This window comes from Citrobacter sp. XT1-2-2, from assembly GCF_023516235.1.
In the GTDB taxonomy this organism is placed as follows: Bacteria; Pseudomonadota; Gammaproteobacteria; order Enterobacterales; family Enterobacteriaceae; genus Citrobacter; species Citrobacter werkmanii.
This window is the reverse complement of record NZ_CP097324.1, coordinates 4783415-4803129: the sequence shown is the minus strand read 5'-3', so window position 1 is coordinate 4803129 and position 19715 is coordinate 4783415. Positions and strand designations below refer to the sequence as shown.

Genomic DNA, 19715 nt, shown 5'->3' with positions numbered 1-19715 from the left:
CGTAATGCACGGGGCTTTTTTTGTCGAAGTGTAGTCAAAATGTAGACGAAGATTAGAATAAATCCTTTTATTCCATTGTGTTACTGGCCGGATTTCTTCACCATCCCTGTCTTCCCCCACATGATGTGGGGGTTTTTTTTTGCCCAAAAAACGGTCTCTGATGGGGCGTGCTTGGGTGGCAGGCGAAGGGAGAAGGAATCAGTTATAGACTGTCTGCAGTGGTTCGAATTCGCAGGCGTCTGCTGACTTGTCGCAATCATAAAAACGTTCGGTTTTCGCGGCCGATTCAGGATACCAGTTATCGTTTCCTTCAATCGACACAATCAGATTGCTGAGTATATTCTCTTTCCCTTTACGGCTATACGTCAGGTCAATTTCCTGGCCGTTTGCCAGTTCGTAAGTGCAGTTGACTAATACGCCTTCAGCCAGTTTATTTTTTGCAAAATAAAGTGCAGTGACGAAGCGTTTAATGTCCTTCTGTTGGTGTACTTGAGAATTCCAGCTCCCTTCCCATCCGGATAAGGTAACGGGAGAGGTATAAATATGGTTTTCATAAGTGATGTTTTCTGGCGCTGGGCATTGCATGCTTTCCGTCGCGGCTGCCGCAGAGCCTGAAAGCAGGGCGAGCGTAAGCGCAGTACATATACTATGTTTCATTATTTTTTCCTTTATATTCGCTTGACTTATCTATTACAGAGTGAATAAGTGACCTGCAAGGAAAATATAATGAAAAAAGAGTAGTAAAGGCAATATTAATTATGAGTAATTCAGAGGCTGTGCCGATTTTTATTATTATTTAGGTCGTTTGATTTTTAATTGATGCTAAATGATATATATATAAAATGTTTTCTATTATTCACTTTGTTGATAATTGTTAACGCAGGCTGGTGCTAAACGGTTATATCTCATTTTCTACACTTCGCTGCCGTCAGACGATCATCGCTATGAGTTATACTACGCCAAGATGATGGCAGGAGTGTTTATGAATCAAACCTATGGGCGGCTGGTTAGTCGGGCGGCAATCGCGGCGACCGTGATGGCATCGCTGTTACTTTTGATCAAAATTTTTGCGTGGTGGTACACCGGATCGGTCAGTATTCTGGCTGCACTGGTGGATTCTTTGGTGGATATCGCGGCGTCGTTAACCAACCTGTTGGTGGTGCGCTATTCTTTGCAGCCGGCCGATGATGAACATACCTTCGGACATGGTAAAGCGGAATCGCTGGCGGCGCTGGCGCAAAGCATGTTTATTTCCGGTTCGGCGCTGTTTTTATTCCTGACCGGGATTCAGCATCTTATCCAACCCACGCCGATGAAAGATCCCGGTGTCGGGGTGATTGTCACCATCATTGCGTTAGTGTGCACAATCATACTGGTCTCGTTTCAGCGCTGGGTGGTAAAGCGTACGCAAAGTCAGGCAGTTCGGGCGGATATGCTTCATTATCAGTCTGATGTTATGATGAACGGTGCAATTCTCATTGCGCTTGGGCTGGCATGGTACGGCTGGCATCGCGCAGATGCCTTGTTTGCGCTCGGGATTGGCATCTATATTTTATATAGCGCATTACGCATGGGGTATGAGGCGGTACAGTCATTGTTGGATCGCGCTTTACCCGATGAAGAACGTCAGGAAATTATTGATATCGTGACGTCATGGCCGGGAGTCAGCGGCGCTCACGATCTTCGTACGCGGCAGTCAGGGCCGACCCGCTTTATTCAGATTCATTTGGAAATGGAAGATAATCTGCCGCTCGTTCAGGCGCATGTAGTGGCTGAGCAGGTCGAGCAGGCAATTTTGCGACGTTTCCCGGGATCGGATGTCATCATTCATCAGGATCCCTGTTCGGTCGTACCCAAGGAAGGCAAGATGTTTGAGCTTTCATAATTCGTTGTAAAAAAAGTGAACCAGGCCAGCATTTTGTGTATAAATTACCACCATTTGGCCTGACCTGAATCAATTCAGCAGGAAGTGATTGTTATACTATCTGCATATTCGTTGGATCGTTTCGATATGCGGAATCGACTTCCGGCAGCAGATTTCATTTTGCATTCCAAAGTTCAGAGGTAGTCATGATTAAGAAAATCGGTGTGTTGACAAGCGGCGGTGATGCGCCGGGCATGAACGCAGCAATCCGTGGTGTTGTGCGTGCAGCGTTGACGGAAGGGCTGGAAGTCATGGGGATCCATGATGGCTACCTGGGTTTGTATGAAGACCGTATGGTCCAGCTTGACCGCTATAGCGTGTCCGACATGATCAACCGTGGCGGTACCTTCCTCGGTTCTGCCCGCTTCCCGGAATTCCGCGACGAAAACGTGCGTGCGGTGGCTATCGAAAACCTGAAGAAGCGTGGCATCGACGCCCTGGTTGTTATCGGCGGTGACGGTTCTTACATGGGTGCGAAACGCCTGACTGAAATGGGCTTCCCGTGCATCGGTCTGCCGGGCACTATCGACAACGATATCAAGGGCACCGACTACACCATCGGTTATTTCACCGCGCTGGGTACTGTAGTCGAAGCGATTGACCGTCTGCGTGATACCTCTTCTTCTCACCAGCGTATCTCTATCGTTGAAGTGATGGGCCGCTACTGTGGCGATCTGACCCTGGCGGCAGCGATTGCCGGCGGTTGTGAGTTCGTAGTGGTTCCGGAAGTAGAATTCAGCCGTGACGATCTGGTTGCTGAAATCAAAGCCGGTATCGCGAAAGGTAAAAAGCACGCGATTGTAGCGATCACTGAGCACATGTGCGACGTTGACGAACTGGCGCATTACATCGAGAAAGAAACGGGCCGTGAAACGCGTTCAACCGTACTGGGTCACATCCAGCGTGGTGGTTCTCCGGTTCCTTATGACCGTATTCTGGCGTCCCGTATGGGCGCGTATGCCATTGAATTGCTGCTCGAAGGTCACGGTGGTCGTTGCGTAGGTATTCAGAACGAAAAACTGGTTCACCATGACATCATCGACGCTATCGAAAACATGAAGCGTCCTTTCAAAGGTGACTGGCTGGACTGCGCGAAAAAACTGTACTGATTGTTTTTTTCGCGCCTGATGGCGCTACGCTTATCCGGCCTTCAGGTTGCTGAGACTTGCAGGCCGGATTAGGCGCTAGCCGCCATCCGGCAATCCCTCAGATTTATTCCTCGAAGTTATAGCAAATCTTTTTTTATTCTTTAATGTTTGGTTCGCTTTCTGGCACGCTTTGCTCATCACAACACCACATAAGAGAGCTGGGCGATGAACAAATGGGGCGTAGGGTTAACATTATTGCTGGCATCGACCAGCGTTCTGGCAAAGGACATTCAGTTACTTAACGTATCGTACGATCCAACGCGTGAACTGTACGAGCAGTACAACAAAGCTTTTAGCGCGCACTGGAAGCAGGAAACTGGCGACAACGTCGTGATCCGCCAATCGCACGGCGGTTCGGGTAAACAGGCGACTTCCGTCATTAATGGCATTGAAGCCGATGTCGTGACGCTGGCGCTGGCTTACGATGTGGACGCTATTGCTGAACGTGGTCGTATCGATAAAAACTGGATCAAGCGTCTGCCGGATAACTCAGCACCTTACACCTCCACCATCGTTTTCCTGGTCCGCAAAGGCAATCCAAAACAAATTCATGACTGGAACGATCTTGTCAAACCGGGTGTGTCCGTCATTACGCCAAACCCGAAAAGCTCAGGCGGCGCACGCTGGAACTATCTGGCGGCATGGGGCTACGCCCTGCACCACAACAATAACGATCAGGCCAAAGCGCAAGACTTTGTCAAAGCCCTGTTTAAAAACGTTGAAGTGCTGGACTCTGGTGCGCGTGGCTCAACCAATACCTTCGTTGAACGCGGTATCGGTGATGTGCTGATTGCCTGGGAAAACGAAGCGCTACTGGCGACGAACGAACTGGGTAAAGATAAATTCGAGATAGTGACCCCGAGTGAATCGATTCTCGCGGAGCCGACCGTTTCCGTGGTCGACAAAGTGGTGGAAAAGAAAGACACCAAAGCGGTAGCGGAAGCCTACCTGAAGTATCTCTACTCGCCGGAAGGTCAGGAGATAGCAGCGAAAAACTTCTACCGTCCGCGTGATGCTGAAGTGGCGAAGAAATACGAAAATGTCTTTCCGAAGCTGAAGCTGTTCACCATTGACGAAGAGTTTGGCGGCTGGACGAAAGCACAGAAAGAGCACTTTTCTAACGGCGGTACGTTCGACCAGATCAGCAAGCGTTAAATAAATCTGTGAGTTACCAACCCGGTGGCATAACGCGACCGGGTTTTTTATTTGTCATGGTTTTGCGTTACTCTTGCCCCTCAATAGGATACAGGGAACGCGTAATGAAAAAAGCAGGTTATCTTTTACTGGCGGTGATTGTGGTGGCTGCCGCTGCTGGCATTGGTTACTGGAAATTCACCGGCAACCCGGACGCGTTACGCCAGATTGTTCTTCAGCAATGCTTGCCGCACCAGTTGCAGCAGCAGGATCCCGCACCGTGCGTGGAAGTGAAACCAGACGCCGGATATGTGGTGTTCAAAGATCGTAACGGTCCGCTGCAATATCTGTTGATGCCTGGTTACCGTATCAATGGTACGGAAAGCCCGTTGCTGTTGGAATCAGGCACGCCGAACTTTTTCTGGCTGGCCTGGCAGGCGCGTAGCTTTATGAGCCAAAAATACGGTCAGGAGATCCCTGACAAAGCGGTATCGCTGACCATTAACTCGCGTAGCGGTCGTACGCAAAATCACCTACACATTCATATCTCCTGCCTGCGGACCGATGTCAGAAAACAGCTGGATGACAACATGGCGAAAATCAGCACCCGCTGGTTGCCTTTGCCGGGTGGATTACGTGGGCATGAATATCTGGCGCGTCGCGTCACGGAGAATGAACTGGCGCAACGCAGCCCGTTTATTATGCTGGCGGAAGAAGTACCGGATGCGCGAGAACATATGGGCAGCTATGCGCTGGCGATGGTGCGCCAGAGCGATGAGTCCTTTGTCCTGCTGGCGACTCAGCGTAACTTGCTGTCGCTGAATCTGGCCTCTGCTGAGGAAATTCAGGATCATCAATGTGATATTCTGCGCTAACCCTACCTAATCTGGCGTTTACTCCGCATGCCTGTCCCCGTATTCTTGTTGAAAAAAACAACAGGAGACAGGCATGTCGCTCTGGCTTTCGCACCCTCTGTTTATCCCTTCTCTGGTGGTTGGCATCACCATTCTTCTCTGGGCGACGTCGCTGCTGCCGGAATTTATAACGGCGCTGCTGTTCTTTGCCGTGGCGATGGTGGCCAAAATCGCGCCACCGGATGTGATTTTTGGCGGCTTTGCGTCGTCGGCGTTCTGGCTGGTCTTCAGTGGATTCGTGCTGGGTATCGCGATTCGTAAAACGGGATTGGCGGACAGGGCGGCGAGGGCGCTGTCATCGCGATTGACCGACTCCTGGCCGTTAATGGTAGCGAGTGTGGTACTGCTAAGTTATGCGCTGGCGTTTGTAATGCCGTCCAACATGGGGCGCATTGCGCTACTGATGCCGATTGTTGCCGCGATGGCGAAACGGGCGGGAATTAACGACGGCACGCGAGCCTGGTATGGTCTGGCGCTGGCCGTCGGGTTTGGGACGTTCCAGCTTTCCGCGACGATTTTACCCGCTAACGTGCCGAATCTGGTGATGAGCGGCGCAGCGGAAGGTTCCTACGGTATCCACCTGAATTATCTGCCTTATTTACTACTGCATACGCCGGTTCTGGGCTGGCTCAAAGGCGCGATACTCATCGTACTTATCTGCTGGCTGTTTCCTGGTAAGCCCCATGCGCCGCGAGATTTGACGCCGCCTGAGCCGATGAGCCGGGATGAAAAACGTCTGGCATGGATGTTAGCGGTGGTGTTGTTTTTGTGGGTAAGCGAAAGCTGGCACGGCATTGGTCCAGCGTGGACCGGACTGGCGGCGGCGGTTATCACGCTGCTACCTCGGGTTGGCTTTATTAATGGCGAGGAGTTTTCCAGTGGGGTCAATATCCGTACCTGTATCTACGTGGCGGGTATTCTGGGGCTGGCGATCACCGTCACGCAGACCGGTATTGGCAGTGCGGTGGGTGAGGCGCTGTTACAGGTGATGCCGCTGGACGCGGAAAAACCGTTCACCAGCTTCCTCGCGCTGACCGGCATTACCACCGCACTCAATTTTATTATGACGGCAAACGGTGTTCCGGCGCTGTATACCACGCTGGCGCAAAGCTTTGCCGATGCCACAGGATTCCCGCTGCTGTCGGTGATTATGATTCAGGTTCTGGGGTATTCCACACCGCTGCTGCCGTATCAGGCTTCACCCATTGTTGTGGCGATGGCGCTTGGGAAAGTGCCTGCGAGGGCGGGGATGCTGCTGTGTATGGCGCTGGCGGCGGCAACGTATCTGTTGCTTCTGCCGTTGGATTACCTCTGGTTCAGTATACTGGGTAAATTATAACTGTATCTAAATGTTAATTTTTTGTTTTGTGAGATGATGAATTGTTTTATTTGGGCTGATGGCGGTTAATACCGGGGCGCAGATTTGCGCACTGGAAACTCAAGGATTGATTCATGGACAGTTTGACCCCTATCCGCTGTTGGCCTGCCATCATTTCGCTCGCGATCACGCTGACCATCTGGTTTGTTATCCCGTGTCCGCCTGACGTCACTCCGCAAGCGTGGCATCTGCTGGCGTTGTTCATTGGTACGATCGCAGCGATTATCGGTAAAGCCATGCCCATTGGCGCCATTGCGGTTGTGGCGATTATGCTGGTGGCGATGACCGGCGTCACTAACCCCGGTAAACCCTCGGCCGCGCTGAACGATGCCTTGAGCGGCTTCTCTAATCAACTGATTTGGCTGATTGGTTTATCCATCATGCTGTCGCAAAGCCTGTTAAAGACCGGGTTGGGCGCGCGTATTGGCTACGGGTTTATTGCGCTGTTTGGTAAAAGAACGCTGGGTATTGCGTGGGCATTAACCCTTGCGGAAACCCTGATTGCGCCGGTTACGCCAAGCAACACGGCGCGTGGCGGCGGTATTATTCACCCGGTAATGCGGGCGATTGCGGAAAGCCTCGGATCGCAGCCGGGCAACAATGAGAATGGCTCAACGGGCCGCTATCTGGCGCTGGTGAATTACAACATTAACCCCATCAGCTCGGCAATGTTCATCACCGCGACCGCGCCTAACCCTTTAATCGTTAGCTTTTTAACGAAGGGAACGGATGGTGTGCTGAATATGACCTGGGGAATGTGGGCTATCGCCGCGCTGCTTCCCGCGGTGGTCTCACTGGTCGTTATGCCGATTGTTATCTGGTGGCTCTACCCGCCAGCCATCACACGCACGCCAAATGCGCCTCAGTTCGCACGACAAAAACTGGATGCGCTAGGTCCGCTTTCACTGGCAGAGAAAATTACTCTGGCAGTCTTCATTTTGCTGCTCTGCCTGTGGGCGGGAGTGCCCGCGATGTTGATGGGCAGTGGCTGGAGTGTAAACCCTACCAGCGCCGCGTTAATTGGTTTGTCGATTCTGTTGATGGCGGGCGTATTAAGTTGGGATGACATTCTTAAGTGCCGTGGCGCGTGGGATACCATAGTCTGGTTCGCGGCGCTGGTAATGATGGCGGATTTTCTCAGCAAGTTGGGGCTGGTGGGGTGGCTGGCAACCAGCGTGGGTAGCGCAATCGACCATCTTGGTGTGCACTGGAGCATCGCGACGCTATTGCTGATCCTGCTTTACGTCTACTCGCACTACTTTTTCGCCAGTACAACCGCGCATATCACGGCGATGTTCGCTGCATTCTTCGCCGCAGGATTAGGCCTCGGCGCGCCGCCGGCGCTGCTTGGGTTGATGCTCGGCTTCTCCTCCTCGCTGATGATGTCGCTCACGCACTATGGCACGGGTACTGCGCCTATCATCTTTGGTTCAGGCTATGTCACGCTGGCGGAGTGGTGGAAAACGGGACTGGTAATGAGTGTGGTCAACCTGACCATTTGGGGGATAACCGGTGCCTTCTGGTGGCACTGGCTGGGATACTGGTAAACCTGATGCGACGGGAGGAGTGCTCCTCCCGCCATACAACTTAAGCCTGTTTAGCGGCTTCTGCTGCTTTAACGATGACTGCGAAGGCGTCTGCTTTCAGAGAAGCACCGCCAACCAGCGCGCCGTCGATGTCCGGCTGAGCGAACAGTTCAGCAGCGTTGCCCGCGTTTACGGAACCGCCGTACTGGATGATAACCTGTTCAGCGATTTTCGCGTCAGCTTTAGCAATGTGGTCACGGATGAATTTGTGAACAGCCTGAGCCTGAGCCGGAGTTGCAGATTTACCGGTACCGATAGCCCATACTGGTTCGTAAGCGATAACTACGCCTTCGAATGCCGCAGCGCCCTGAGTTTTCAGAACGGCGTCGATCTGACGTGCGCAGACTTCTTCAGTTTTGCCCGCTTCGTTTTCTGCTTCGGTTTCACCGATGCACAGAACTGGAGTCAGACCCTGCTCTTTCAGCACAGCAAATTTCTTCGCGATCAGTTCGTCAGACTCTTTGTGGTAAGTACGGCGCTCAGAGTGACCGATAATGATGTACTGCGCGCCGATATCTTTCAGCATTTCAGCGCTTGTTTCACCGGTGAATGCGCCAGACAGGTTCAGGTCAACGTTCTGCGCGCCCAGGATGATGTGGCTACCGGCAGCGGCGTGTTTCGCCAGGTCGATATACATTTCCGGCGGAGCAATCGCTACTGCACAGCCAGCAACGCCAGCCAGTTCTTTACGCAGATTAGCAACCAGTTCGTTTACCATATGGCGGCTGCCGTTCAGTTTCCAGTTACCCATCACTAAAGGATGTCGCATTTCATTTCTCCACGCTTGTCAGCGAATTAAGGAATATGGCCGCCCGTCAGGGCAGCATGGTCTGTGAAACAGTATAGAGATTCGTCTGCGGAAAGGCTTTGCTTTTTGTCATCAATTCGCCTTCTCAAGACTTTCTGATAGTGCCAGCTTAATCGGTTCAACAGCGAAGGTCAGCCCCTTTTCACCGTTATCTGCTATGACATAGCGAATAGCGCCTTCTGTTTCGGCGTAATAGTGCTTACCTTTACCGGCGGCGAGCAATTTTTGCAGCTTTTTCTGACTTTGTTCTTTTGTCAGCAGCGGCGCGACGGTATGAATGACGGCGGTCATGTATTCCAGCGCTTTCGCTTTCGCCGCCTTTTGTTCAGGCCCCTGAATCGGTAGCCAGGTGATCTGCATACTTTTGATTTTCAATGTACCGCGTTCAAGCGCGGATGACGCATACAGATTTTCGTTGATTTTGCTGGCGGCGCGGGTGAGATTCGCCCGGTCGCGGCTGCTGTCGATGGCACGGAATTCATTGAGGATAAGCTTTGGATTCTGTGTATTAAAGTTTTCACGAAACTGGCTAATCGATAGATCAAAAGTCGGCGCGCCCGCCAGCAAATAGGGGGCCGTGATTGCCGTCGATGGCTCTTCCGCCTGCGCTGTAGTGCTTACGGTTAAGGCTGAAAACAGTAATAAAAACAGTGTAAATCCTTGCTTCATCAATTGTACCTTTCATTCTCACTGCTCACGATTAAAACGGTAACCGTCCGGCTTGTCAAAAGGGTAAACTGTCCTGGAAGGTAATAATAAAGGAACCTACATGACCATACAGCAGTGGTTATTCTCATTTAAAGGGCGTATTGGACGCCGTGATTTCTGGATTTGGATAGGTCTGTGGATCGTCAGTATGCTGGCGTTGTTCTCCCTGGCAAGTAAGCAATTACTCGATATTCAAACCGCAGCATTTTGTCTGGTGTGTCTGTTATGGCCGACGGCGGCGGTGACGGTAAAGCGTCTGCATGACCGAGGGCGTTCAGGAGCGTGGGCGTTGCTGATGATTCTGGCGTGGATGCTGCTGGCCGGAAACTGGGCGATGTTACCTGGCGTCTGGCAATGGGCGGTAGGCCGTTTTCTTCCGACGCTGATTCTGGTCGGCATGCTTATCGATCTGGGCGCGTTTGTCGGCACCCAGGACGAAAATAAATACGGTAAAGATACGCAGGACGTAAAGTACAGAGCTGACTCGTAGGCCGGATAAGACGCGTTAGCGTCGCCATCCGGCAAAATGCCCGGGGTGCTTACCGGGCAGTAAAACGTTCTTACCAGTAGTGTTCAGCGGTCATATGGCCTGGTCGACGGCGCAGGTGTTTGGTCATCTGCCGGGTCTCTTTCAACAGTTGCTGCGTGTCGCGCACCATTTGTGGATTTCCACACAGCATTACGTGGCTGGTTTCTTTATCCATTGGCAGACCTACCGCTTTTTCCAGCTCACCGCTTTCAATCAGCGCCGGCACTCGTCCGGTCAACGAATTTGCCGCAGTTTCACGGCTAACAACGGTCTGGATACGTAATTTACCTTCGTAGCGTTTTTCCAGCGCCTGCATCAATGGCAGGTAGCTTAAATCGGCGGCATAGCGCGCGGCGTGGACCAGTACCAGATTTTTAAAGCGATCCAGATCTTTGCCTAACTGCAGAATCGACAAATACGGGCCGATAGCCGTGCCGGTCGCCAGCATCCACAGCGTGTCGCAATCGGGGACCTCATCCAGCACGAAGAAGCCAGCGGCTTCACTGACCACCTGAACGTCATCGCCAGGCTTCAGCGCGGCCAAACGAGGACTCAGTTTGCCGTCGGGAACCGTCACCAGATAAAACTCTAAATCGGGATTGTCGGGCGCATTCACGTAGGAATAGGCGCGCTGGACGCGCTCGCCGTCGATTTCCAGGCCAAGCTTGGTAAACTGGCCAGCAGTAAAAGGAAGAACCGGAGCTCGCACGGTCAAACTAAATAAGGCATCGGTCCAGTTCTGCACCTTTGTGACTTTGCCTGTTACCCAATCTGCCATGGTTTTCTCCTGTCTGCTTTGATTGCCTTATCTTCGTCCGTTGGACGAAAGATTTCCAGCCCGGATGGGCTGGAAGGCTCTATTGATCAAATCAATTACAGGATGTGCGCCTGCACATCGGGATCTTTGCGATCGAGATAGTGAATCGACTGAATGCGGCGGATTGTGCGCGATTTGCCGCGGATCAGCAGCGTTTCGGTGGTCGCAATATTGCCTTTGCGGCTAATGCCTTCCAGCAGATCGCCTTTGGTGATGCCGGTGGCAGAAAAAATGACGTTGTCGCTGCGCGCCATTTCGTCCAGACGCAGCGCTTTGCCCGCTTCAATGCCCATCGCGGTGCAGCGGGCCAGTTCCTGTTCGCCAATGCGGCGGTTTTCTTCGCTGTCGCCTTTGACGTCATGACGCGCCAGGAGACGGCCCTGCATATCGCCATCCAGCGCGCGGATAACGGCGGCGGAGACCACACCTTCCGGTGCGCCGCCAATGCCGTACAGCACGTCAACTTCGCTGTCAGGCATGCAGGTCAGAATTGAAGCCGCAACGTCGCCGTCGGGAATAGCGAATACGCGCACGCCCAGTTTCGTCATCTCTGCAATAACGTCATCATGGCGAGGTTTTGCCAGGATAGTGACGGTCAGGTCACTCAGGGGTTTGTTCAGCGCGGCGGCAATGTTACGCAGGTTGGCTTCCAGCGACAGGTTCAGGTCAATGGACCCTTTTGCGCCTGGGCCGACAATCAGCTTTTCCATATACATGTCCGGCGCGTTCAGGAAGCAGCCTTTATCGCCCACAGCCAGTACCGCCAGCGCATTTGCCTGGCCCATTGCCGTCATACGCGTGCCTTCGATAGGATCGACGGCGATGTCTACCGCATCGCCAAGACCCGTACCGACTTTCTCACCGATAAACAGCATCGGCGCTTCATCGATTTCACCTTCGCCAATCACGATGGTGCCGTCGATGTTGACCTGGTTGAGCATAATACGCATGGCGTTCACCGCCGCGCCGTCAGCGGTATTTTTATCGCCGCGGCCCAGCCATTTATAGCCAGCCAGCGCGGCCGCTTCGGTCACGCGTGAAAATTCAATGGCAAGTTCTCGTCTCATTGCAAACTCGTAGCTGAAAGGAATGGCGCGAAGTGTAGCACAGGGGAGGGGGCGAGATTATTGATGTGTGTGCGGGGTTGTCCCCGCACGAAGATATTGCCGGATAAGACACCTTAGCGTCGCCATCCGGCAATGACGTATTACTCGTCGTGATCTTCCCACGCCATGGCGCGTTTGACTGCTTTTTTCCAGCCGCTGTAACGGAAGTTACGTTCGGTGGTTTCGATGCCAGGACGGAATTCACGCTCGATGACCGCTTTTTCCTGCAGCTCATCCAGGTTTTGCCAGAAGCCGACCGCCAGACCGGCCAGATAAGCCGCACCCAGCGCAGTGACTTCGCGGACTTCCGGGCGCTCAACGCGCGTGCCGAGAATGTCCGACTGGAACTGCATCAGGAAGTTGTTGGCTACCGCCCCGCCATCGACGCGCAGGGCGTGCAAGCGAATGCCGGAGTCAGCCTGCATCGCTTCCAGTACGTCACGGGTTTGGTAAGCGATAGACTCAAGCGTTGCGCGAATGATGTGGTTGGAGTTTACGCCACGGGTCAGACCGAAGATGGCGCCACGCGCATACGGGTCCCAGTACGGTGCGCCCAGACCGGTGAATGCCGGAACGACGTACACGCCGTTGGTGTCTTTCACTTTAGTCGCGAAATACTCAGAGTCGAATGCATCGCTGATGAGTTTCATTTCATCACGCAGCCACTGGATAGAGGCACCCGCCATAAACACCGCGCCTTCCAGGGCGTAGTTCACTTCCCCGGTCGGTCCGCAGGCGATGGTGGTCAGCAGTCCGTTTTCGGACTTAACGGCTTTCTCGCCGGTGTTCATCAGCATGAAGCAGCCGGTACCGTAAGTGTTTTTCGCCATCCCTTCTTTCACGCACAGCTGGCCGAACAGCGCCGCCTGCTGGTCACCGGCGATACCGGAGATAGGAATACGAATGCCGCCTTTACCACCGATGTTGGTTTGGCCGTACACTTCAGAAGAACGACGCACTTCCGGCAGCATGGCGCGCGGAATATCCAGCGCATCCAGCATCTTGTCGTCCCAGTCCAGGGAGTGAATGTTGAACAGCATGGTACGTGAGGCGTTGGTGTAATCGGTGACGTGTACGCGCCCCTGCGTCATTTTCCAGATAAGCCAGGTATCTACGGTACCAAACAGCAGTTCACCGCGACGGGCGCGCTCACGCGAACCTTCTACGTGGTCGAGGATCCACTTCACTTTGGTACCGGAGAAGTACGGGTCAATCACCAGGCCGGTGTTATTGCGGATGTACTCTTCCATACCGTCGCGCTTGAGCTTCTCGCAGATATCCGCGGTACGACGACACTGCCATACAATGGCGTTATAGATTGGTTTACCGGTCTCACGTTCCCAGACGATGGTGGTTTCACGCTGGTTGGTAATACCGATCGCGGCAATTTCATCGGAACTGATATCGGCTTTCGCCAGCACTTCAACCAGCGTGGAGCTTTGGGTTGCCCAAATTTCCATTGGGTCGTGTTCTACCCAACCTGCTTTCGGGTAGATTTGCTCGAATTCGCGCTGTGAAACGGCAACGATATTCGCATCGTGGTCCATTACGACCGCGCGGGAGCTGGTGGTGCCCTGGTCGAGCGCAACGATATATTTTTTTTCAGTCATAATTTTTTGTCCCGTAGTCACATTACTGCGAAGCTTTTTGTTGAGTGTTGGCCGCAACGTCTTTCTCTTCAATCGCGCAGACATCGCACGGTAAATGACGACCAATCAGTTTGCGATAGGCCCATGCGCCCAAAATTGCGCCGGTAATCGGGCCAAACACCGGCACCAGGAAGTAAGGGATATCACGACCACCCGTGAAGGCAATCTCACCCCATCCGGCCAATCCGGCGAACAGTTTCGGTCCGAAGTCACGTGCCGGGTTCATCGCAAAACCTGTTAGCGGACCCATGGAAGCACCAATAACGGCAATCAGTAAGCCGATCAGCAGTGGCGCCAGCGGACCACGAGGTACACCGTTACCATCGTCGGTCAGGGCCAGAATCAGCCCCATTAGAATAGCGGTAATGACCATTTCAACCGCGAAGGCCTGCACAAAATTGATATGCGGGTTCGGATAGGTGGAGAAAGTACCTGCCAGACCCAGGCTCTCGGTACTGCCGCGCACGATATGATTGGTTTGTTCGAAATCGAGGAAAAGATTGTAATAAAGCCCGTAAACCAATGCCGCTGCGCAAAAGGCGCCGGCAATTTGCGAAATAATAAAAGGGACGACTTTGCGTTTATCAAAACAGGCAAACAGCCAGAGTGCGATGGTGACCGCTGGATTCAGGTGTGCGCCAGAAACGCCTGCGGTCAGATAGATAGCCATCGCTACCCCCAGACCCCAGATGATGCTGATTTCCCACTGACCAAAAGTAGCCCCGGCCACTTTGAGTGCAGCGACACAGCCCACACCGAAGAAAATCAACAACCCGGTACCGAGGAATTCAGCAATGCACTGGCCTTTTAAGGTTGATGTTTGACTCATAATCGGATCCTGAAGAGAGTTTAATGTTTATTGTGTGCGAGAAGGTCACTGACATCCCCGGAGCCGGTAGGCACACTGTTAATTTATCGTTAACGCTCAAAAACGAGAAATATCGAAATTAAAATGTGTGTACTGCATCAACAAAATGAGCGTTTTCGCGCCATTGCGCGGTATTTGTTATACAAAAATAGTGTGAGCTGAATCATTTCACCGATCAATCTCTTAACACTTAAGCGTTATGACAGTCATGTCACCAGGAGAAAGACTAAAAGTGTTGCAAACCGCAATCTGCGCGGGATGCCGCTGGACAGGGATGACGCGGCTTCATACAATCGGTGTTAAGTAGAGTGCGCTCGTTTTTATTAAGGCGTCGCCGGTTATCGGGACGAGGATTTTTATCCATCAACGCCTTGCAATTCAGGAGAGGTATGACGATGTCATTAGAAGTGTTTGAGAAACTGGAAGCAAAAGTACAGCAGGCGATTGATACCATCACGCTGTTGCAGATGGAAATCGAAGAGCTGAAAGAAAAGAATAACTCACTGTCGCAGGAAGTTCAGTCTGCACAGCAGCAGCGTGAAGAACTGGAGCGTGAGAACAACAATCTGAAAGAACAGCAGAACGGCTGGCAGGATCGTCTGCATGCCCTGCTGGGTCGTATGGAAGAAGTCTAATCCTCGTCATATTTCACGTTATGGCGGCGTTGGCTGCGTGCGTTCACCCCAGTCACATAGTGGCCTATGCTCCTGGGGATTCACTTACTTGCCGCCTTGCCCTGACGCGAAATCTATAGAGGATTTAGTTTGTAGGCCGGATAAGGTGTAAGCCGACATCCGGCAATACTTATCTTTGATAACGGCCTTGCTTGCGGGCTTTCCCATCAATCACCAAGCCAACGGGTGAACGAGCTACGGTCAATATCCAGTTGCTTCGCTGCACGGCTTTTGTTGTTTTGCTGTCGTAGTAGCACCCCTTTGAGAATACGGCTACGGATCCGTTTATACGGCCCTTCGAGCAACTGGCAGTCCGGGCAGTGATGGCGAGGTTGTTGGGGGGAAGACGCTTTATCGGCTTGTAAATCCTCAATCAGTAACGTGGCGGCAGAAAGAGACACCACACCGGATGAAAACGATAACGCCAGGCGCTCCATAATATTATTCAACTGACGTACGTTACCCGGCCATAAATATTTTTTCAGCTCACTCCATAAACTTTCGCTCAATGCAATGGGAGGCAGCTGATAGGACTTTCTCAGCGCATCTAAAGTTGTTTGCCCAATAAGTTGGATATCGTCCGGGCGTTCACGTAACGGTAATGTGGTGACCTTGAGCACATTCAAGCGATAAAAAAGGTCTTCTCTAAAATCACCGGCTGCAATCATTGCCGGTAAGTTTCGGTTTGTGGCCGCAATAACGCGGACGTTGACCGGAATCATGTGATCTGCGCCCAGGCGCATCAGTTGGCGCTCTTGCAGAATGCGTAAGAGTTTTGCTTGTAAGAACTTATCCAGTTCGCTGATTTCATCAAGAAAGATGGTGCCGTTATGCGCCAGTTCAAACATCCCTGCGCGGCCTTTTTTAGAGGCACCGGAAAACGCGCCATCGACATATCCAAAGAGTTCGCTTTCCATAATTGAAGCGGGGATTGCGCCGCAGTTAACCGCAACAAATGGCCCATTGCGATGTGAACTGGCGTTATGAATGCTCTGCGCCAGAACCTCTTTGCCGGTACCATTTTCACCGAGTAGCAGTATTGTTGCTTCGGTTTCCGCATATATCCTGGCTAACCTTAAGCGATCCTGCATTTCACGGTTGCAGGTAATAAAATCTTCGAAGTGATACCTGGCGTGAAATCCTAACTTTTTCGCTTCTTTGATTCTTATCTTCTGCTCAGCTTTCTGTAAGTTAGATGATGTCTGGAGGGTGATCACCACGCGGTTGAGATTTTCGTTTTCTACAATGGGGAACTGGTTAACCACAAATTCGCCATAGGGTGTGTTGATTAACTCATTTTCTATCGGGATATTATTTTGCAGATCTTCCCAGTTTAGCGTTAAGGAAGGTATTTTTTTACTGATTAAATCATGTTTACTGAGTTGTAAAAGCTCGACGGCTTTATGATTACAGTGAATGACCTTACCGCAATTATCAATGAGAAGAATGAATTTATTGGTGTGGTCAAGTAACAGGTTTAGCTGGTTTTGCTCAATGCGCTCATTAGCGAGCGCCTGATACAGCTGAATTGCCTCATGTAATGCCAGTTCTATGGACTCGACACCTGAATGGAAAGGGATGAAATGTTCCATGCTGTGTGTGCCAAAATAAAGCGGGCAAATGGCATCGCCAATAATAAGATCTATCTGGTTATTTTGTGTGTAATTGACAAAGTCATTTCTGACATTCTCAATGCAAGGGTTGGCCATTTCGTCAATGATAAACTCAGTGAGTTGCAGATTAAGCATCCTGGCTATTTTCATACAGCCGTCGATAACGCTGCGAAACCCAATAACCCCAATATTTTTATTGAGCCCAAGATATGGCCTGAGGGCATCGATAATATCATAGGCGGATGTTTTTATTTCAATGACAGGCTGCGGTATTTTTTGTTTAAGCATCCATGCCATGCCACCGCGACTAATCACAAGATCAGGGGAATTCGTGCGCAATATCGGGATCACGGAATCAACATCGTCGAGGGTAGCATTTAATATCGTTAGATTTGCGATGTGCTTATATCGGATAGACAGGCGTTCAGCTTCGAGAGAGAGCGCTTGTAAAGGAGAAACGATGTAAATATTAGGTAATTTTAACATGTTGAATCCAGCATGATCATGATGTGAAGTCGATAACGGTGGAAACAGTTGTCGGCATTATTGCAGAAACAGTAATCCATTCACGACTTTCTGTTTCTGCAATCTTTTTGTCACATAAATGGTGAACAGCGGAATTGTTTTCGATCAACTCTGTGGAATTTATGTTTTTGATAACTGCTGGCGTTGGGCGATTCTCCTTTGTTCGCGGCGAGCAACCCAGGCGGTTATAAACGGTACGACTAAGGAGGTGACGATCGTAGAGGCGGCAATCTGCGGCGTCGCTACGGCGATTAATGCTGACACGCTGGGGTCAACCGCGGCGATGGCAGCGGGGGTCGCAACGGCGTTACCGGCCGTCGTGGAGACTGCCGCTCCGGCGATGCCTGAACCTCCGACAAAACGGGAGACGGCAACATTAATCAGCGCGCCAATGAATGCGGTCATGAGACCCAGAATAACCCCTGCGAATCCGGCCATCAGCAGGGTGCTGAAATCGATTCCGGTACCCAGACCAAAAGAGAAGAAGGGGATCAGCATCGCGCCGCCGCTTTTCAGGAACGAACGCATATCCTCATCCAGATTTCCGAGCAGCATACCAATCAGTATTGGTAAAACAACGGCGAACAGCTCCATTATTGGGATCGACACCAGCCCAGCGGCACCCATCGCCACCATCGTCAGAAAGGGGCCTTCAAGTACGGAAAGCACAGCGATAGCGCCCGCATCGGTTTCATTACCAAACTGTTTGGTCAGTGCAGCGTAGAGGCCCATATTCGCATTGGTCATAGCCGCGATAATGGCGAGTGCAGACAAACCAAAGAAGCCGTTGGCACCGCAAAACTTTGCGACCAGTAAGCCAATTGCTGTCCCGACAACCAACTTGGACAGCATAATGGCGAACCCTTTTTTCAGGGCGACCGGCGCGGCCTGTAGGCGGATTTCAGCGCCCATACAGACAAAAAATACGCCCAGGATAGCGAGAGCGCCATGAGCTACCGCCGTCGAAAAGCTCCCTATTTCTAAAGCACCAGGACAAAATGTCTTTAATAATGCTCCGATCAATAACGGGATTACCATCATCCCGCCTGGGAATTTCTCAATTGTTTGTTTTATTTTCATGAGGAGACTTCCGTGTTTTCGTAACGGATATAAATGATGGGAATATGTTATTTATTCCCACCGTATAGGGTTATATTTCTATCGTCTTAAAATGTTGGTGCGATCTTGTAAATAGAGAATTCCTTATGCCCAAGATCTTCAGCTTTGGTTGTTTTACCATTAGAAACCTTAATGATTTCCTGATAAATCACCTCGCCCATCTCATTAATAGAAGATTCTCCCCGCATAATCGATGAAACATCAATATCAATGTTGTCGCGCATTTTGGTAAATGTTTCTTCGTTGGCGGTGATTTTGATCACTGGCGCAATCGGGTTTCCCGTGGGGGTTCCGCGCCCGGTAGTAAAGATAATAATTTGTGCGCCGCCGGCCACCATCCCGGAGATGGATTCGATATCTTGTCCAGGGGAGTCCATCACCCATAGTCCACGACCGCCAGGGAAATCTGCGTATTGCAGGACGCCCTGTAGCGGTGAATGACCCGCTTTGTGCATGCAGCCCAGAGATTTTTCCTCAATGGTGGTGATACCGCCCTGGATATTACCTGGCGTCGGTTGCCCGCCCCTGATATCTGCGCCCAGGGCTTTCGCTCTTTCTTCACACCCCACTACCAGCTTGATTAAATCGTCTGCGACTTGTGAATTAATGGCCCGACGAGCAACAACGTGTTCTGCGCCAATGAATTCGGTGGTTTCTGAAAGAATCGATGTGCCACCATCGTTAACTAACAAATCAGATGCAACACCACAGGCAGGGTTGGAGGCGAGGCCAGAAGTGGTATCAGAACCTCCGCATTCCATTCCGAGGATCAACTCGCTGACGTTTATTTCTTCGTAGTCTTGCTGGGACAAATCCTGCGCATACTGACGTGCGATTGAAATTCCGCGCGCCTGACACAGCAAGGTCCCCCCTTCATTCTGAATTGTGATGCAGGAAACCGGCTTACCAAATTTCGTGATTTCTTGCGCAATGTGAGTAGGTTCAGCGCCTTCACAACCCAATCCGACAACGAGTATGGCGCCAACGTTGCCGTTCCTGGCAACGTTGATCAGTGTTTTTTCGGTTAATGCAGCATCACCAGCAATCTGGCAGCAACCAAAATCATTATTAAGCCAGGTTGAGCCATGAACCTGAGCGGAGATGTCCTGGGCCACTTTATTGGCGCAAACGCTGGTAGGTAAAATTAAGACGTAGTTGCGAATACCCACGCTGCCATCCGGACGACGATAACCTTTGATTGTTTTTTTCATTTTC

At 51.5% G+C, this 19715-nt stretch carries 18 protein-coding genes; 8 read left to right on the top strand and 10 right to left on the bottom strand.

Going from position 1 to position 19715, the window contains the following annotated elements:
- Nucleotides 1-198: 198 nt before the first annotated feature.
- Entirely contained in the window at nt 199-657 is a 459-nt protein-coding gene (locus M4I31_RS22790) for a DUF3757 domain-containing protein (protein ID WP_085049738.1), read from the bottom strand.
- Nucleotides 658-982: 325 nt separating this feature from the next.
- Between M4I31_RS22790 and fieF the strand changes: the two genes are divergently transcribed.
- The 6 genes from fieF (at nt 983) to M4I31_RS22760 (ending at nt 8045) form a co-directional block, all read left to right on the top strand.
- Nucleotides 983-1885 carry a CDF family cation-efflux transporter FieF gene (gene fieF / locus M4I31_RS22785; RefSeq protein ID WP_038635968.1) on the top strand — a complete coding sequence of 301 codons (903 nt, stop codon included), beginning with the start codon at nt 983-985 and terminating at the stop codon, nt 1883-1885.
- A 185-nt stretch (nt 1886-2070) separates the two neighbouring features.
- On the top strand, nt 2071-3033 hold the full coding sequence (pfkA, locus tag M4I31_RS22780) for a 6-phosphofructokinase (protein ID WP_006686196.1): 963 nt from the start codon (nt 2071-2073) through the stop codon (nt 3031-3033).
- 204 nt (nt 3034-3237) lie between these two features.
- A complete protein-coding gene (gene sbp / locus M4I31_RS22775) occupies nt 3238-4227 on the top strand; it encodes a sulfate/thiosulfate ABC transporter substrate-binding protein Sbp (RefSeq protein ID WP_085049739.1) in 990 nt (329 codons plus the stop codon).
- 104 nt (nt 4228-4331) lie between these two features.
- Nucleotides 4332-5081, top strand: a complete 750-nt coding sequence (locus M4I31_RS22770; protein WP_038635973.1) for a CDP-diacylglycerol diphosphatase — start codon at nt 4332-4334, stop codon at nt 5079-5081.
- Nucleotides 5082-5154: 73 nt separating this feature from the next.
- On the top strand, nt 5155-6459 hold the full coding sequence (locus tag M4I31_RS22765; RefSeq protein WP_085049740.1) for an SLC13 family permease: 1305 nt from the start codon (nt 5155-5157) through the stop codon (nt 6457-6459).
- Nucleotides 6460-6572: 113 nt separating this feature from the next.
- Complete coding sequence (locus M4I31_RS22760) at nt 6573-8045, top strand: DASS family sodium-coupled anion symporter (RefSeq protein WP_038635979.1); 1473 nt, start codon at nt 6573-6575, stop codon at nt 8043-8045.
- 40 nt (nt 8046-8085) lie between these two features.
- Here M4I31_RS22760 and tpiA read toward each other — a convergent pair whose 3' ends face one another.
- Both tpiA and M4I31_RS22750 read right to left on the bottom strand, forming a co-directional pair.
- Nucleotides 8086-8853: a triose-phosphate isomerase gene (gene tpiA, locus M4I31_RS22755; protein ID WP_038635981.1), complete on the bottom strand. Its 768-nt coding sequence runs from the start codon at nt 8851-8853 to the stop codon at nt 8086-8088.
- Nucleotides 8854-8964: 111 nt separating this feature from the next.
- On the bottom strand, nt 8965-9561 hold the full coding sequence (locus M4I31_RS22750; RefSeq protein WP_038635984.1) for a YiiQ family protein: 597 nt from the start codon (nt 9559-9561) through the stop codon (nt 8965-8967).
- Between the two features lie 100 nt (nt 9562-9661).
- Here M4I31_RS22750 and M4I31_RS22745 point away from each other — a divergent pair, with 100 nt between their 5' ends.
- Complete coding sequence (locus M4I31_RS22745; protein WP_038635986.1) at nt 9662-10090, top strand: DUF805 domain-containing protein; 429 nt, start codon at nt 9662-9664, stop codon at nt 10088-10090.
- A 70-nt stretch (nt 10091-10160) separates the two neighbouring features.
- Here M4I31_RS22745 and fpr read toward each other — a convergent pair whose 3' ends face one another.
- From fpr to M4I31_RS22725, 4 genes are all read right to left on the bottom strand, one after another.
- Nucleotides 10161-10907, bottom strand: coding sequence for a ferredoxin--NADP(+) reductase (gene fpr, locus M4I31_RS22740; RefSeq protein WP_038635988.1), 747 nt, complete (start codon nt 10905-10907; stop codon nt 10161-10163).
- A gap of 95 nt (nt 10908-11002) precedes the next feature.
- On the bottom strand, nt 11003-12013 hold the full coding sequence (gene glpX, locus M4I31_RS22735) for a class II fructose-bisphosphatase (protein ID WP_038635990.1): 1011 nt from the start codon (nt 12011-12013) through the stop codon (nt 11003-11005).
- Between the two features lie 140 nt (nt 12014-12153).
- On the bottom strand, nt 12154-13662 hold the full coding sequence (glpK, locus tag M4I31_RS22730; protein ID WP_085049741.1) for a glycerol kinase GlpK: 1509 nt from the start codon (nt 13660-13662) through the stop codon (nt 12154-12156).
- A 22-nt stretch (nt 13663-13684) separates the two neighbouring features.
- Nucleotides 13685-14530 (bottom strand): MIP/aquaporin family protein, encoded by an 846-nt coding sequence (locus M4I31_RS22725; protein WP_038635996.1) that lies wholly within the window; start codon nt 14528-14530, stop codon nt 13685-13687.
- 428 nt (nt 14531-14958) lie between these two features.
- Between M4I31_RS22725 and zapB the strand changes: the two genes are divergently transcribed.
- Nucleotides 14959-15204, top strand: coding sequence for a septal ring assembly protein ZapB (gene zapB / locus M4I31_RS22720; protein ID WP_019077914.1), 246 nt, complete (start codon nt 14959-14961; stop codon nt 15202-15204).
- A 206-nt stretch (nt 15205-15410) separates the two neighbouring features.
- Here the strand turns inward: zapB and M4I31_RS22715 are convergent, their stop codons facing one another.
- From M4I31_RS22715 to M4I31_RS22705, 3 genes are all read right to left on the bottom strand, one after another.
- Nucleotides 15411-17342 (bottom strand): sigma 54-interacting transcriptional regulator, encoded by a 1932-nt coding sequence (locus M4I31_RS22715; protein WP_085049742.1) that lies wholly within the window; start codon nt 17340-17342, stop codon nt 15411-15413.
- A gap of 159 nt (nt 17343-17501) precedes the next feature.
- The gene (locus M4I31_RS22710; RefSeq protein ID WP_038636001.1) at nt 17502-18461 is read right to left on the bottom strand and encodes a 2-keto-3-deoxygluconate permease; all 960 of its coding nucleotides are present in this window, start codon (nt 18459-18461) and stop codon (nt 17502-17504) included.
- A gap of 86 nt (nt 18462-18547) precedes the next feature.
- A complete protein-coding gene (locus tag M4I31_RS22705; RefSeq protein WP_250856827.1) occupies nt 18548-19711 on the bottom strand; it encodes a UxaA family hydrolase in 1164 nt (387 codons plus the stop codon).
- Nucleotides 19712-19715 lie beyond the last annotated feature (4 nt).

Coding starts and splice junctions, on each gene's coding strand:
- sbp (WP_085049739.1), top strand. CDS start 3,238: ATGAACAAATGGGGCGTAGGGTTAACATTATTGCTGGCATCGACCAGC.
- pfkA (WP_006686196.1), top strand. CDS start 2,071: ATGATTAAGAAAATCGGTGTGTTGACAAGCGGCGGTGATGCGCCGGGC.
- M4I31_RS22750 (WP_038635984.1), bottom strand. CDS start 9,561: ATGAAGCAAGGATTTACACTGTTTTTATTACTGTTTTCAGCCTTAACC.
- fpr (WP_038635988.1), bottom strand. CDS start 10,907: ATGGCAGATTGGGTAACAGGCAAAGTCACAAAGGTGCAGAACTGGACC.
- glpK (WP_085049741.1), bottom strand. CDS start 13,662: ATGACTGAAAAAAAATATATCGTTGCGCTCGACCAGGGCACCACCAGC.
- M4I31_RS22710 (WP_038636001.1), bottom strand. CDS start 18,461: ATGAAAATAAAACAAACAATTGAGAAATTCCCAGGCGGGATGATGGTA.
- glpX (WP_038635990.1), bottom strand. CDS start 12,013: ATGAGACGAGAACTTGCCATTGAATTTTCACGCGTGACCGAAGCGGCC.
- M4I31_RS22790 (WP_085049738.1), bottom strand. CDS start 657: ATGAAACATAGTATATGTACTGCGCTTACGCTCGCCCTGCTTTCAGGC.
- tpiA (WP_038635981.1), bottom strand. CDS start 8,853: ATGCGACATCCTTTAGTGATGGGTAACTGGAAACTGAACGGCAGCCGC.
- zapB (WP_019077914.1), top strand. CDS start 14,959: ATGACGATGTCATTAGAAGTGTTTGAGAAACTGGAAGCAAAAGTACAG.
- M4I31_RS22745 (WP_038635986.1), top strand. CDS start 9,662: ATGACCATACAGCAGTGGTTATTCTCATTTAAAGGGCGTATTGGACGC.
- M4I31_RS22770 (WP_038635973.1), top strand. CDS start 4,332: ATGAAAAAAGCAGGTTATCTTTTACTGGCGGTGATTGTGGTGGCTGCC.
- M4I31_RS22765 (WP_085049740.1), top strand. CDS start 5,155: ATGTCGCTCTGGCTTTCGCACCCTCTGTTTATCCCTTCTCTGGTGGTT.
- M4I31_RS22725 (WP_038635996.1), bottom strand. CDS start 14,530: ATGAGTCAAACATCAACCTTAAAAGGCCAGTGCATTGCTGAATTCCTC.
- M4I31_RS22705 (WP_250856827.1), bottom strand. CDS start 19,711: ATGAAAAAAACAATCAAAGGTTATCGTCGTCCGGATGGCAGCGTGGGT.
- M4I31_RS22760 (WP_038635979.1), top strand. CDS start 6,573: ATGGACAGTTTGACCCCTATCCGCTGTTGGCCTGCCATCATTTCGCTC.
- M4I31_RS22715 (WP_085049742.1), bottom strand. CDS start 17,342: ATGTTAAAATTACCTAATATTTACATCGTTTCTCCTTTACAAGCGCTC.
- fieF (WP_038635968.1), top strand. CDS start 983: ATGAATCAAACCTATGGGCGGCTGGTTAGTCGGGCGGCAATCGCGGCG.